8 protein-coding genes and 1 pseudogene are annotated in these 13,276 nt (G+C 72.6%); 6 read left to right on the top strand and 3 right to left on the bottom strand.

Annotated features, from left to right (window positions below):
- Both ACIP4X_RS33885 and ACIP4X_RS33880 read right to left on the bottom strand, forming a co-directional pair.
- On the bottom strand, positions 1 to 1,793 hold a 1,793-nt coding region (locus ACIP4X_RS33885), incomplete at its 3' end, for a type I polyketide synthase (protein ID WP_401352132.1).
- Positions 1,794 to 1,838: 45 nt separating this feature from the next.
- Positions 1,839 to 6,074 (bottom strand): annotated as a pseudogene (locus ACIP4X_RS33880) (type I polyketide synthase); the annotation flags it as partial.
- A 382-nt stretch (positions 6,075 to 6,456) separates the two neighbouring features.
- Between ACIP4X_RS33880 and ACIP4X_RS33875 the strand changes: the two are divergent.
- The 6 genes from ACIP4X_RS33875 to ACIP4X_RS33850 all read left to right on the top strand — a co-directional run bounded on the left by ACIP4X_RS33875 (position 6,457) and on the right by ACIP4X_RS33850 (position 11,832).
- On the top strand, positions 6,457 to 7,848 hold the full coding sequence (locus tag ACIP4X_RS33875) for a glycosyltransferase (protein ID WP_358738061.1): 1,392 nt from the start codon (positions 6,457 to 6,459) through the stop codon (positions 7,846 to 7,848).
- Positions 7,849 to 7,863: 15 nt separating this feature from the next.
- The gene (locus tag ACIP4X_RS33870) at positions 7,864 to 8,925 is read left to right on the top strand and encodes a DegT/DnrJ/EryC1/StrS family aminotransferase (protein ID WP_358738063.1); all 1,062 of its coding nucleotides are present in this window, start codon (positions 7,864 to 7,866) and stop codon (positions 8,923 to 8,925) included.
- A complete protein-coding gene (locus ACIP4X_RS33865) occupies positions 8,922 to 10,121 on the top strand; it encodes a cytochrome P450 (protein ID WP_391460067.1) in 1,200 nt (399 codons plus the stop codon). Before ACIP4X_RS33870 ends, ACIP4X_RS33865 begins: the two co-directional genes overlap by 4 nt.
- A gap of 58 nt (positions 10,122 to 10,179) precedes the next feature.
- Positions 10,180 to 10,374, top strand: a complete 195-nt coding sequence (locus ACIP4X_RS33860) for a ferredoxin (protein WP_358738076.1) — start codon at positions 10,180 to 10,182, stop codon at positions 10,372 to 10,374.
- 123 nt (positions 10,375 to 10,497) lie between these two features.
- Positions 10,498 to 10,929, top strand: a complete 432-nt coding sequence (locus tag ACIP4X_RS33855) for a GNAT family N-acetyltransferase (protein WP_358738067.1) — start codon at positions 10,498 to 10,500, stop codon at positions 10,927 to 10,929.
- A 183-nt stretch (positions 10,930 to 11,112) separates the two neighbouring features.
- Positions 11,113 to 11,832, top strand: a complete 720-nt coding sequence (locus tag ACIP4X_RS33850) for an alpha/beta hydrolase (protein ID WP_358738069.1) — start codon at positions 11,113 to 11,115, stop codon at positions 11,830 to 11,832.
- A 93-nt stretch (positions 11,833 to 11,925) separates the two neighbouring features.
- Here ACIP4X_RS33850 and ACIP4X_RS33845 read toward each other — a convergent pair whose 3' ends face one another.
- Positions 11,926 to 13,116, bottom strand: a complete 1,191-nt coding sequence (locus ACIP4X_RS33845) for a cytochrome P450 (protein ID WP_391460064.1) — start codon at positions 13,114 to 13,116, stop codon at positions 11,926 to 11,928.
- Positions 13,117 to 13,276 lie beyond the last annotated feature (160 nt).

Here is a 13,276-nt window from a genome sequence, read left to right as displayed (position 1 = left end):
ATCCGCTCCGCGAACACCGGCGACTCGTCCAGCAGTTGGGCACCCATGCCCACCCACTGCGAGCCCTGGCCGGGGAACACGAAGACGGTACGGCCGTCGACGTCGGCGGTGCCCTCGACGAGACCGCTCCAGGACTGGCCCTCGGCCAGCGCGCGGCTGCCGGTGAGCAGGTCGTCGCGGCCGGCCGCGACGACGACGGCCCGGCGCTCCAGCAGGGCCCGGGAGGTGAGCAGGCTGTGGCCGACGTCCTGGGGGCGCGGCTCGGTGTCGGCGCCGAGGCGGGTGACGAGGGCGGCGGCCTGGTCGCGGAGCGCCTGCCCGGAGTGGGCGGAGAGCAGCCACGGCAGGGCGGCCGGCACGACGGCCGGCTGCGGCGGCACGTCCTCGGCCCCGGTGTCCTCGGCGGGTACGGGGGCCTGCTCCAGGACGGCGTGGGCGTTGGTGCCGCTGATGCCGAACGAGGACACGGCGGCCCGGCGCGGACGACCGGTCTCCGGCCAGGCGACGGCCTCGTCCAGGAGGCGGACGTGGCCCGACTCCCAGTCGACGTGGGTGGACGGCGAGGCGGCGTGCAGGGTCGGCGGCAGTACGCCGTGACGCAGCGCCATGACCATCTTGATGACGCCCGCGACACCGGCGGCGGCCTGGGTGTGGCCGATGTTGGACTTCAGGGAGCCCAGCCACAGGGGCTGTTCGGGGCGGTGCTCCTGGCCGTAGGTGGCGAGCAGGGCCTGCGCCTCGATGGGGTCGCCGAGGCGGGTGCCGGTGCCGTGCGCCTCGACGGCGTCGACGTCGGCGCCGGTGAGGCCGCAGTTGCCGAGGGCCTGGCGGATGACCTGTTCCTGGGCGCGGCCGCTCGGGGCGGTCAGGCCGTTGGAGGCGCCGTCCTGGTTGACGGCGGAGCCGCGCAGCACGGCGAGGACGGGGTGGCCGTTGCGGACGGCGTCGGAGAGCCGCTCGACGACGAGGACGCCGACGCCCTCGCCCCAGCCGGTGCCGTCGGCCTCGTCGGAGAACGCCTTGCAGCGGCCGTCGGGGGCCAGGCCGCCCTGGGCGCTGAACTCCACGAAGACGGACGGCTCGGCGAGGATGGTGACGCCGCCGACGACGGCGAGCGAGGACTCGCCCCGGCGCAGCGACTGGGCCGCCATGTGCAGGGCGACCAGGGAGGACGAGCAGGCGGTGTCGACGGTGACCGCCGGACCCTCCAGGCCGTAGACGTAGGAGAGACGTCCGGACAGCACGCTGGCGGCGGTGCCGGTCAGGGCGTGGCCGTGGAGTTCGGCGGCGGTGTCCGCGGAGGGGGCGCCCCAGTGGTAGGAGCCCACGAACACACCGGTCGAGCTGCCGCGCAGGGAGGTGGGGGCGATGCCGGACCGCTCCAGGGCCTCCCAGGAGACTTCGAGCAGCAGGCGCTGCTGCGGGTCCATGGCGGTGGCCTCGCGCGGCGATATGCCGAAGAAACCGGCGTCGAAGTCGGTGGCCTCGTAGAGGAATCCGCCCTGGTGCGTGGAGCTGCTTCCCTCGCCGTTTCCGGTGAGTGCCTCGATGTCCCAGCCGCGGTCGGCGGGAAATCCGGAAATGGCGTCCCCGCCGGATTCCACGAGTTCCCACAGGGATTCCGGCGAGCTCACTCCGCCGGGCAGCCGGCAGCTCATTCCGACGATCGCGACGGGCTCGTTGTCGCGGGATTCCAGCTCGCCTATACGGCGGCGGGCGCGCCGCAGATCGTTGGTGACCCGGCGAAGGTAGTCGACAACTTTTTCCTGCTGGTTCTGCTGGGGTTCCGGCATCGGGTCCGTCCTCGTCATCGGGTCGCGAACGAAAGCTGAGATCCGCTATGTGGTTTCGAACTCTTCATCGATGATGTCGAGCAGCCGGTCGACCGGCACCGAGTCGATGTCCTCGTCGGAGAAGTACTCCCGCGGGGCGGAGTTCCGGCGGAGCGAGGCGACGAGTGCGTCCAGGCGGTCGGCGACGGCCCGGCGTTCGGGGTCGTCGTCCGGCAGGGTCCGCACGACGGCCTCGAACCTGGTGAGTTCGTCGTCGCACGATCCCTGCGGCGGGGAGGCGGATGCGACGAGGAGTTCCCCGATGCGCCGGGCGGCGAGTTCGGGTGTGGGGAAGTTGAAGACGAGGGTGGCCGGCAGCCGTAGTCCGGTCAGCGCCGTGAGGCGGTCGCCGAGTTCCACGCCGGCCAGTGAGTCGAAGCCGAGTTCCTTGAAGACCGCGCGGGGTCCGACCGCGTCAGGGCCGGGATGGCCGAGGACCGCCGCCGCCTGGGCGCGCACCAGGGAGACGAGCCGGCGTTCGCGTTCGGCCGGGCCCAGGGCCGCCAGTTCGGTGACGAAGGTGTCGGGTGCCGGGGCCGGTTCGGCGGGGGCGGCGCCGGGTGCCGCGGCGACGGGCCGGGTGCGGCGGGGCGCGGCGGTGTCCTGGATCCTGGTGCGCGTGGGCGGCCGGGGGGCGGTGCGCTCCTGCTCGGTGAGCTGCCGTACGAGGACGGCTTCGGCGGTGAGCACCGGGGCGCCGGTGGCGTCGGCGGCGGTCAGGGTCAGGGTGCCGTCGTCGGCGGTGCGTATCCGCACCCGCAGGGCGGTGGCGCCGACGGCGTGCAGCCGGACTCCGTGCCAGGCGACGGGGAGGGTGCCGGTCGTGGTGAGGGCGGCGTGCCGGGCGGCGTCGAGGAGCGCGGGGTGCATTCCGTAGGCACCGGGGTCGTCGGTGGTGCCGGCGGGGAGTTCGGCCTCGGCGAGGACGGCGCCGTCGTGGCGCCAGGCCGCGCGCAGGCCGCGGAGGGCGGGGCCGAGGTCGAGGCCGTCGTCGGCGAGCCGCTCGTAGTGGTCGTCGAGGTCGAGGGGTTCGGCGCCCGGCGGGGGCCAGGCGGTCGCGTAGGAGGTGTCGGGGGCGGCGGTGGTGCCGGGCTCGGTGCCGAGGAAGCCGCCGGCCCGCAGGGTCCAGGGCTCGGTGGGGGTGGCGCCGGGCCGGGAGTGGACGGTGACGGTGCGCCGGCCGGTCTCGTCGGCGGGGCCGACCCGGACCTGGAGGTTCAGGGTGTCGCCGTCGTGCAGGACGGGCGCCTCGACGAGGGCGAGTTCGTGCAGGACGTCGCAGCCGGTGTCGTCGCCCGCGCGGACGGCGAGTTCCACGAGCACGGCGGCGGGCAGCAGGACGCGTCCGGCGACGGCGTGGTCGGCGAGCCAGGGGTGGGTGGCGACGGAGAGCGTCGCCCCCGACACGGTGCCGCCGTCGGCGAGTTCGACGGCCGGGCCGAGCAGCGGGTGTCCGCCGCCCCCGGGGGCGCCGGCGCCGGGCCTGGGCGGGGCGGGCCAGTGCCGGGCGCGCTGGAAGGCGTACGTCGGCAGGTCGGTGCGGCGGGCTCCGGTGCCGGTGTAGAGGGCGGACCAGTCGACGGGCACGCCGAGGACGTGGAGCCGGCCGAGCGCGGTGGTGAGGGACGTCTCCTCGGGCTGGTCCTTGCGGAGGGTGGGTACGGCCTCGACCGGGGTGTCCGGGCCGAGGACGGTGCGGGCGAGGGCGGTGAGGACGCTGCCGGGGCCGAGTTCGACCAGCAGGTCGGTGCCGTGCTCGCGCAGGGCCGTCACGCCGTCGGCGAAGCGGACGGTGCCGCGCACGTGCCGCACCCAGTAGTCGGGGGTGGCGATCTCGGCGCCGGCCGGTTCGCCGGTGAGGTTGGACACGACCGGCAGGGCCGGCTCGTGGAAGGTGAGCCCCTGGACGACGTCCCGGAAGGCGTCGAGCATCGGCTCCATCAGCGGCGAGTGGAAGGCGTGCGAGACGGCGAGGCGGCTGGTGCGGCGGCCCTGGGCGGCGAAGTGGGCGACGATCCGCTCCACGGCGTCCTCGGCGCCGGAGACGACGACCGCGGTGGGGCCGTTGACGGCGGCGAGCGAGACGTCGTCGCCGAGCAGCGGCAGGACCTCGTCCTCGGACGCCTCGACGGCGGACATGGCGCCGCCTGCGGGCAGCGCCTGCATCAACGTGGCGCGGGCGGCGACCAGTCGGGCGGCGTCCTCCAGCGAGAGCACTCCGGCGACGTGCGCGGCGGCGATCTCTCCGACGGAGTGGCCGCCGACGGCGCCGGGGCGCAGTCCGAAGGACTCGGCGAGCCGGTGGAGGGCGACCTCGAAGGCGAACAGCGCGGGCTGGGTCCACCCGGTGCGGTCGAGTTCGGCGGGGTCCTCGCCCCACATCACGGACCGCACCGGACGCTCCAGCTCGGCGTCCAGGGCGGCCAGTACGGCGTCCAGGGCCTCGGCGAACACCGGGAAGCGGGCGGCGAGTTCACGCCCCATGCCGAGCCGCTGGGAACCCTGCCCCGAGAACAGGACGGCGACGGAACGGGGCGCGGCCTCACCCCGGGCACGCTCCACGACACCGTCCCCGGACGGCGTCAGCACCGCACGGTGCCGCAACGCTGCCCGCCCGGTGGCCAGCGAATGACCGACGTCCAGCGGATCGACCCCGGGATGCGCACGGACGAATGAGATGAGCCGCTCGACCTGCGCGTCGAGCGCCTGCGGCGAGGCCCCGGACACGGGCCACACGACGGCGCCCGCGGCGGGCACGACGGCGGCGGCGAGTTGAGCGGCGGGCTCGGCGGCGGAGGTGTCGGCGGACTCCACTGCGGAGACAGCGGGCCGCCCGGCGGACCCGGCAGCCGGGGCAGCACGCCCCTCGCCGGACGCGGCGGCAGAGGCCGCGCCGCGATGGGCGGGCTCGGCGGCGGAGGCGGCGTGGCGGCTGCCGGGCCCGGCAGCGGCGGCGGTCGTCGGGGCCTCTTCCACGATGACGTGGGCGTTGGTGCCGCTGATGCCGAAGGAGGAGACCGCGGCCCGGCGGGGGCGGGTGGTGGCGGGCCAGGGCAGGGCCTCGGTGAGGAGTTCGACGGCGCCGGCCGACCAGTCGACGTGCCGGGTCGGGGCCGAGACGTTCAGGGTGCGCGGCATCAGGCCGTGTCGCATCGCCTGGACGGCCTTGATGAATCCGCCGATGCCGGCGGCGGCCTGCGCGTGCCCGATGTTCGACTTCAGGGAGCCCAGGCGCAGCGGCCGGCCGCCGTCGCGGTCCTGGCCGTAGGTGGCGAGCAGGGCCCGGGCCTCGATGGGGTCGCCGAGGCGGGTGCCGGTGCCGTGCGCCTCGACGAGGTCGACGTCGGCGGCACTGAGTCCGGCGTCGGCGAGGGCCTCGCGGACGACGCGTTCCTGGGCCCGCCCGCTGGGGGCGGTGAGGCCGTCGGAGGCGCCGTCCTGGTTGACGGCGGAGCCGCGCAGCACGGCCAGCACCCGGTGCCCGGCGGCGCGGGCGGTGGACAGCCGCTCCAGTACGACGATGCCGGCGCCCTCCGCCCAGGTGGTGCCGTCGGCGTCGTCGGAGAAGACCTTGCAGCGGCCGTCGGCGGCGAGGCCGCCCTGCCGGGTGTAGGCGACGAACCCGACCGGGGTGGACATCACGGTGACACCGCCGGCCAGGGCGGTGTCGCACTCCCCCGACCGCAGCGAGCGCAGCGCGTAGTGGAGGGCGACCAGGGACGAGGAGGACGCCGTGTCGAGCGTGACGGCGGGCCCTTCGAGGCCGAGGAAGTGGGCGAGCCGCCCGGAGGCGATGCTCGGCGACAGTCCGGTGAGGGCGTGTCCGGCGAGGTCCTCGGAGGAGGCGTTGGTGACGGCCGCGTAGTCCTGGCCGCCGGTGCCGACGAAGACGCCGGTGCGGGTGCCGCTCAGGGTGTGCGGGTCGATGCCGGCGTGTTCCAGGGCCTCCCAGGAGGTCTCCAGGACGAGCCGCTGCTGCGGGTCGGTGGAGACGGCCTCGCGGGGCGACATCCCGAAGAAGCCGGCGTCGAAGTCGGCGGCCGCGGCGAGGAATCCGCCCCGGTGGGTCACGCTGCGGCCGGGTCCGTCGCCGGCCAGCGCGGCCAGGTCCCAGCCGCGGTCGCCGGGGAACGGCCCGGTGGCGTCGCGGCCGTCGCGGACCAGCTCCCACAGGTCCTCGGGTCCCTCGACGCCTCCCGGGAAGCGGCAGGCCATTCCGACGACCACTACCGGGTCCTCGTCGGCTCCGATCGTCATGCCTCGCTCACCCCTGCGGAAAAAGTCGGTCCTGTGGACACCTCTGCCTGCCGGATCGTAGGGGCGCAAAGGCTGTACTTTTCCCTAAGGAATCTCGGCGTTCGGAGCCCGCCCGCGCCCGGACGGCACGAAAACACCCCGCTCGGGGGCGAAGACTAGGGATTCCCCGGACCGTGGCGTGAGAAGAAGTCAGCGGCACGCTTCTCCCGCGCGGCACAGCGCTCCGCGCGGCGGGGTCGGCGGTGTCCTGTGACGGCGTGCGCGACAGGCGGCGGCGTCGGCGAATGCGGTCATCCGGCGACATTCGGTGGGTGGACGCGAGGCGTGCGGGCCCGCGTGGCCCGCCACTTTCCGGAGGGTGTTGTCCATGGGCGCGCACAGGCGGCCGATCCTGTTCGTCAGTTATGCCGAAAGCGGCCTTCTCAATCCACTGCTCGTACTGGCCGAGGAATTGTCCCGGCGCGGGGTGGAGGATCTGTGGTTCGCCACGGACGAGAAGGCGCGGGACCAGATCGAGTCGTCCTCGGTGGACAGTCCGCTGCGGTTCGCCTCGCTCGGCGACACCGTGTCGCAGATGTCGGCGGTCACCTGGGACGACGAGACCTACGCCGAGGTGACGCAGCGCTCCCGCTTCAAGGCGCACCGCGCGGTGATCCGGCACTCCTTCGCGCCCCAGACCCGGGTGGAGAAGTACCGGGCGCTGGAGAAGGTCGTCGAGGAGGTCGAGCCCGCCCTGATGGTGATCGAGAGCATGTGCCAGTTCGGGTACGAGCTCGCGATCACCAAGGGAATCCCGTTCGTGCTCGGGGTGCCGTTCCTGCCGAGCAACGTGCTCACCTCGCACGTGCCGTTCGCCAAGTCGTACACGCCGTCCGGGTTCCCGGTGCCGCACTCGGGGCTGCCCGGGAGGATGACGATCGCCCAGCGGGTGGAGAACGAGCTGTTCCGGGTGCGCACGCTCGGGATGTTCATGACGAAGGAGATCCGCGAGGTCGTCGAGGAGGACAACCGGGTCCGCGGCGAGCTGGGCATCTCCCCCGAGGCGCGGCAGATGATGGCGCGCGTCGACCACGCCGAGCAGGTGCTGTGCTACTCGGTGCCCGAACTGGACTACCCGTTCCCGATGCACGAGAAGGTGCGGCTGGTGGGCACGCTGGTGCCGCCGCTGCCGCAGGCGCCGGACGACGACGGTCTGTCGGACTGGCTGAACGAGCAGAAGTCCGTGGTCTACATGGGCTTCGGCACCATCACCCGGCTCACCCGGGAGCAGGTCGCCTCGCTCGTGGAGGTGGCCCGCCGCCTTGACGGCGAGGGCCACCAGGTCCTGTGGAAGCTGCCGAGCGAGCAGCAGCACCTGCTGCCCCCGGCGGAGGAACTGCCCGCGAACCTGCGGATCGAGAACTGGGTGCCCTCGCAGCTCGACGTGCTGGCGCACCCGAACGTCAAGCTGTTCTTCACGCACGCCGGCGGCAACGGCTACCACGAGGGTCTGTACTTCGGAAAGCCGCTGGTGGTGCGGCCGTTGTGGGTGGACTGCGACGACCAGGCCGTGCGCGGCCAGGACTTCGGCGTGAGCCTGACCGTCGACCGCCCCGAGACCGTCGACACGGACGACGTCCTCGACAAGGTCACCCGCGTGCTGAACGAGCCGTCCTTCACCGAGCGCGCCGAGTACTACGCCGGGCTGCTGAAGGCCGCGGGCGGTCGTACCGCCGCCGCGGACCTGCTGCTCGGACTCCCCGTCCTGGCGAACGACTGACCTAGGAAGTCAAGGATGTCCTATACGTATCCGGTCTCCATGCCGTGGCTGAAGGGCCGCGAGCTCGAGTATGTGACGGAGGCCGTCGGCGGCGGCTGGATCTCGTCGCAGGGTCCCTACGTCCGGCGGTTCGAGGAGGCGTTCGCCGCCTACAACGACATGCCGCACGGGGTCGCCTGTTCCTCGGGCACCACCGCGCTGACGCTGGCGCTGCGCGCGCTGGGCGTCGGTCCCGGCGACGAGGTGATCGTCCCGGAGTTCACGATGATCGCCTCCGCGTGGGCGGTCACCTACACGGGGGCGACCCCGGTGTTCGTGGACTGCGGCGACGACCTGAACATCGACGTCTCCCGCATCGAGGAGAAGATCACCTCGCGCACCAAGGTGATCATGCCGGTGCACATCTACGGCCGGCAGTGCGACATGGACGCCATCATGAACCTGGCGTACGAGTACAACCTGCGGGTGGTCGAGGACTCGGCCGAGGCGCACGGGGTACGGCCGGTGGGCGACATCGCCTGCTTCTCGCTGTTCGCCAACAAGATCATCACGGCGGGCGAGGGCGGGGTGTGCCTGACCCGGGACGCCCATCTGGCCGAGCAGATGGCCCACTTGCGGGCGATGGCGTTCACCAGGGACCACAGCTTCCTGCACAAGAAGCTGGCCTACAACTACCGCATGACGAACATGCAGGCCGCGGTGGCGCTCGCGCAGACCGAGCAGCTCGACACGATCCTCGCGGCCCGCCGCGACATCGAGAAGCGCTACGACGACGCGCTGCGGGACGTGCCCGGCATCACGCTGATGCCGGCCCGCGACGTGCTGTGGATGTACGACCTGCGGGCCGAGCGGCGTGACGAGCTGTGCGCGTACCTGGCCGAACAGGGCATCGAGACGCGGGTGTTCTTCAAGCCGATGAGCCGTCAGCCGGGCTACTTCGACGCCGACTGGCCGTCGCTGAACGCCTCCCGGTTCAGCGAGGACGGGTTCTACCTGCCCACGCACACCGGACTCACCGCGCAGGACCAGGAGTTCATCACCGACCGGATCCGGGACTTCCACGGAGTCAAGCGATGACCGCCGACGCCGAGACGACGACGTACGCGCCGGGCTGCCCCGTCGCCTTCCCGCTGCGGCGGCCGGGGCGTCCGTTCCCGCCGCCGGAGTACGCCGACTACCGGGCGGGCGAGGGCCTGGTCCGCTCCGAACTGCCCGCGAGCGGCCCGGTGTGGCTGGTGACGCGGCACGAGGACGTGCGGGCCGTGCTGACGGACCCCCGGATCAGCGCGGACCCCTCCCGTCCCGGCTTCCCGAGGGCCAGGCGCACCGGCGGCGCCCCCTCGCAGTCGGAGGTACCGGGCTGGTTCGTGGCGCTGGATCCGCCGGAGCACGACCGGTTCCGCAAGACGCTGATCCCGGAGTTCACCGTGCGCAAGGTGCGGGAGCTGCGACCGGCGATCCAGCAGATCGTGGACGAGCGGATCGACGCGATGCTCGCCGCGGGCAATTCGGCCGACCTGATCGCGGACTTCGCCCTGTCCGTGCCGTCGCTGGTCATCTCCGACCTGCTCGGGGTGCCCAAGGCGGACCGGGACTTCTTCGAGGCGAAGACGAGGGTCCTGGTGACCCTCTCCTCCACCGACGACGAACGCGACGCGGCCTCCAAGGCGCTGCTGCGCTATCTGAACCGGCTCATCCAGATCAAGGGCCGCCGTCCCGGCGAGGACCTGATCAGCAGGCTGATCCAGGCCGGCACCATGTCCCGGCAGGAGCTGTCCGGGGTGGCGATGCTCCTGCTCATCGCGGGGCACGAGACCACGGCGAACAACATCGGCCTGGGCGTCGTCCAGTTGCTGACCAACCCGAAGTGGATCGGCGACGACCGCATCGTGGAGGAGATGCTGCGCTACTACTCGGTCGCCGACCTGGTGTCCTTCCGGGTGGCGGTCGAGGACGTGGAGATCGGCGGTCAGCTCGTCAAGGCCGGCGAGGGCATCGTGCCGCTGATCGCCGCGGCCAACCACGACGGTTCGGTCTTCGACCGGCCCGACGAGTTCGACCCGGAGCGTTCCGCGCGCTCGCACGTGGCGTTCGGATACGGCGTCCACCAGTGTCTCGGGCAGAACCTGGTGCGGGTCGAGATGGAGATCGCCTACCGGACCCTGTTCGAGCGTATCCCGACCCTCGAACTGGCCGTGCCGGTCGAGGAGTTGTCCCTGAAGTACGACGGCGTGCTGTTCGGACTGCACGAGCTGCCCGTCACCTGGAGCTGAGCGACGGGCCGGTCCGCCGCGGCGGCCGGCCCGATGGAACGACCCTGGAGGAATGATGGTGCGCGTCAATGTGGACATCGACCGCTGCGTCGGTGCCGGACAGTGCGTGCTGACCGTGTCGGACGTGTTCGACCAGGACGACGACGGCCTGGTGACCGTCCTCGGACAGCCGTCTGACCCGGACACGCTGGACGCGGTCCGCGAGGCCGCGGTGGTCTGCCCCTCGATGGCGATCACGGTCGTGGAGGACTGACGAGACGAGGGCCTCCTGGTCCCGGTACGGATCGCGAGATCCCCAACCGCCGGCCAGGAGGCCCTCGTCGTCCCACCGCGATCCCCCACCGACGGGGGACGTGCGAGTGCTGGCGTCGGCCGCATGCCTGAACTGATCGCGCCCACCGGCCGGCTGCACCCCTCATGGCTCGCGGCGCGTGACGAGTGGACTCCGGGCGGCCCCCAGGACGGGACACGAGAAGGGCGCGTCCATGCCACGCATTGGTGGATCGTCGAGGACGACACCTACCTGGGAGCCATCGATCTGCGGCACTACCTGAACGCCTTTCTGCTCGACGTCGGCGGGCACATCGGGTACAGCGTCCGGCCCTCCTTCCGGAGGCGCGGCCTGGCGACGTGGGCCCTCGGGGCGGTTCTGCCCGAGGCCCGTGCGCTCGGCCTGGACCGGGTCCTCGTCACGTGCGACGACGACAACATCGGGTCGGCACGCGGCATCGAACGCAACGGCGGCGTCCTGGAAGACGTCCGCACGACGGACGCGGGCGGCAAGCGCCGGTACTGGATCACTCTGTGAGCCCGCGCAAAAACCGTTTGGCGGACCGCGGTGAGCGCTGCTACGTTTTCGGTGGCCGTGCGAGAGAACGAGGAGGTGGTACCCGTGAACGCAGTTTCGACATGGGTGCTCCCCTCCGGGGTCACGGTCGGGCGATAGGTCGTCCGGGAGCGCCGTTCAAGAGCACTCCCGAAGGACACGACCATGCATTTCACTTCTGAACAGCGCCTCGACGACGGCGTCCTCGAGCGCGAGTTCACCCTCGGCGAGATCCCCGGCACCCTGTGGACGCCCGGATCCGCGCCGGCTCCGCTGATCCTGATGGCCCACAACAACGGCCTGCCCAAGGGGGAAGCCCGGCTGGTGGCCCGGGCCCGGCACGCCGCGGCGCACGGCTACGCGGTGGCCGCCATCGACGCCGCCGGGTGCGGTGAGCGGCCCCGTTCCGCCGCCGACGAGCAGGCCCGCGCCGAACTCCGCCGGGCGATGCGGGCCGGCGAGCCGGTCGACGAGATCTTCGAGTCCTTCGTCGGCCCGCTGGTCGAGAAGGCGGTCCCGGAATGGCGGACCACCCTGGACGCTCTTCTCGAACTGCCCGGGATCGGCGGTCCGGTCGGGTACTCGGGGTGGACCGCCGTCGGCATCCGGCTGGCGGTCCTGGAGCCGCGCATCGCGGCCGCCGGTCTCTTCGCCGGGGGTTACGTGCCCCGCGCCCAGCGCGAGGAGGCCCGGCAGGTCACCATTCCCCTGCTGTTCCTGCTGCAGTGGGACGACGACGGGAACCCCCGGCAGCGGGCCCTGGACCTGTTCGACGCCTTCGGCACCAAGGAGAAGACGCTGCACGCCAATCTCGGCGGGCACACCGGCACCCCGTGGTTCGAGGTGGAGGACGGAGCCCGGTTCTTCGCCCGGCACCTGAGGTGACGCCGGGCCGGCCCGGACCGGCTCCCTGAAACAAGGCGGCGGCCCCCGCCCGTCAGGCAGTGGGGGCCGCCGCTGGTCTCGGAGGGCGGTGTGTCACCAGGTGACGGGGAGTTCGGTGAGGCCGCCGTTGAGCTGGCCCGACGTCACCTGGAGCTCCTCCACCGGGCGGGCCAGCCTCAGGCCGGGCAGCCGGGTGAACAGCTGCGTGTAGGCGGTCTTCAGCATCATCCGGGCCAGCGGCGCGCCGATGCAGTGCCACATGCCGTGCCCGAACGTCAGGTGCTCGTTGGGCGAGCGGCGGATGTCGAAGACCTCCGGCTCGTCGAAGACCGCCTCGTCGAAGTTGACCAGCGTGAAGTCGAGCAGCACCAGGTCGCCGGTGTGCATGGTGACGTCGCCGATGGTGATGTCGTCGGTGGCGTAGCGCGGCAGCGCGGCACCCGAGCCGCCGGCCTTCGCGGCCCGCAGGATCTCCTCGACGCCGCTCTTCATCAGCTTCTCGTCGGCGAGCGCCTCGCGGAGCTGGTCCGGGTACTGCGTGAACAGCACGACGCCCAGGTCGACATGGGTGGCGACGCTGTCGAGGCCGGCGAAGAGCAGGCTCGCGGCGATGGGGCCGATGCGCTCGTCCTCCGGGACCGTCTGACACAGCCGGGAGATGACGTCGTCGCCGGGTTCGGCCCGCTTGCGGCCGGCCAGCTCGACCAGCAGCCCGAACAGCTCCGCCTGGCTCTTGGCCACGCTCTCCGCGTCGTTCAGCGTGGCCATCTCGCCCAGCACCGCGAGGAGCCGGCCCTGCTCCTGCATCGGGATGCCGATCAGGGCGCACAGCACGGTCAGCGAGTACGGCAGCGAGAAGTTGCCCCGCAGGTCGGCGGGGCGCTCCTGGGCGGCGAAACCGTCCAGGATCTGTCCCGCGATCGCCTCCACCATCGGCATCATGTTGAGCACCCGGCGGGCGGAGAACTGCGGGGTGAGCAGGGTGCGCAGCTCGGCGTGCGCGGCGCGGGCCGCCTCGACGTCGCCCATGATGAGCAGGTCCATCAACGGGTTCTTGACGTAGCGGGGCGCGTTGGCCGGGTCGGCGTGCGCGCGGGCCAGACGCTCGTCGTGCAGGAGCTGCTTCAGCTCGGCGTGCCGGGTCACCAGCCAGCCCTCGTCGCCGGCCGGGGTGGTGATCCTGGTGACGGGAGCGCGCATCTGGAGCTCGCGCAGCAGCGGGCTGAGGCGGAGCACCGAGGGCTCGGGGTCCTCGAGGGAGGGCGGCGGGGTGGGGTTGAGCATGGGACTGCTACTCCTTGGGGCAGTGATGGTGTGCGCGGGTCCCCGGCTGGGGTCTTTCGCTCGGATCGGGCCGGATCAGCCCGGCATGATCCGAACGAGAGGCCCCGGGGGCCGCTGTCGCACCCGGGGCGGCGCCGTGGAAGTGGGCGGCGCCCCGGAT

It is taken from the genome of Streptomyces sp. NPDC088817, assembly GCF_044750345.1.
Classification (GTDB): Bacteria; Actinomycetota; Actinomycetes; order Streptomycetales; family Streptomycetaceae; genus Streptomyces.
This window is presented reverse-complemented; position numbering and strand designations above follow the sequence as displayed.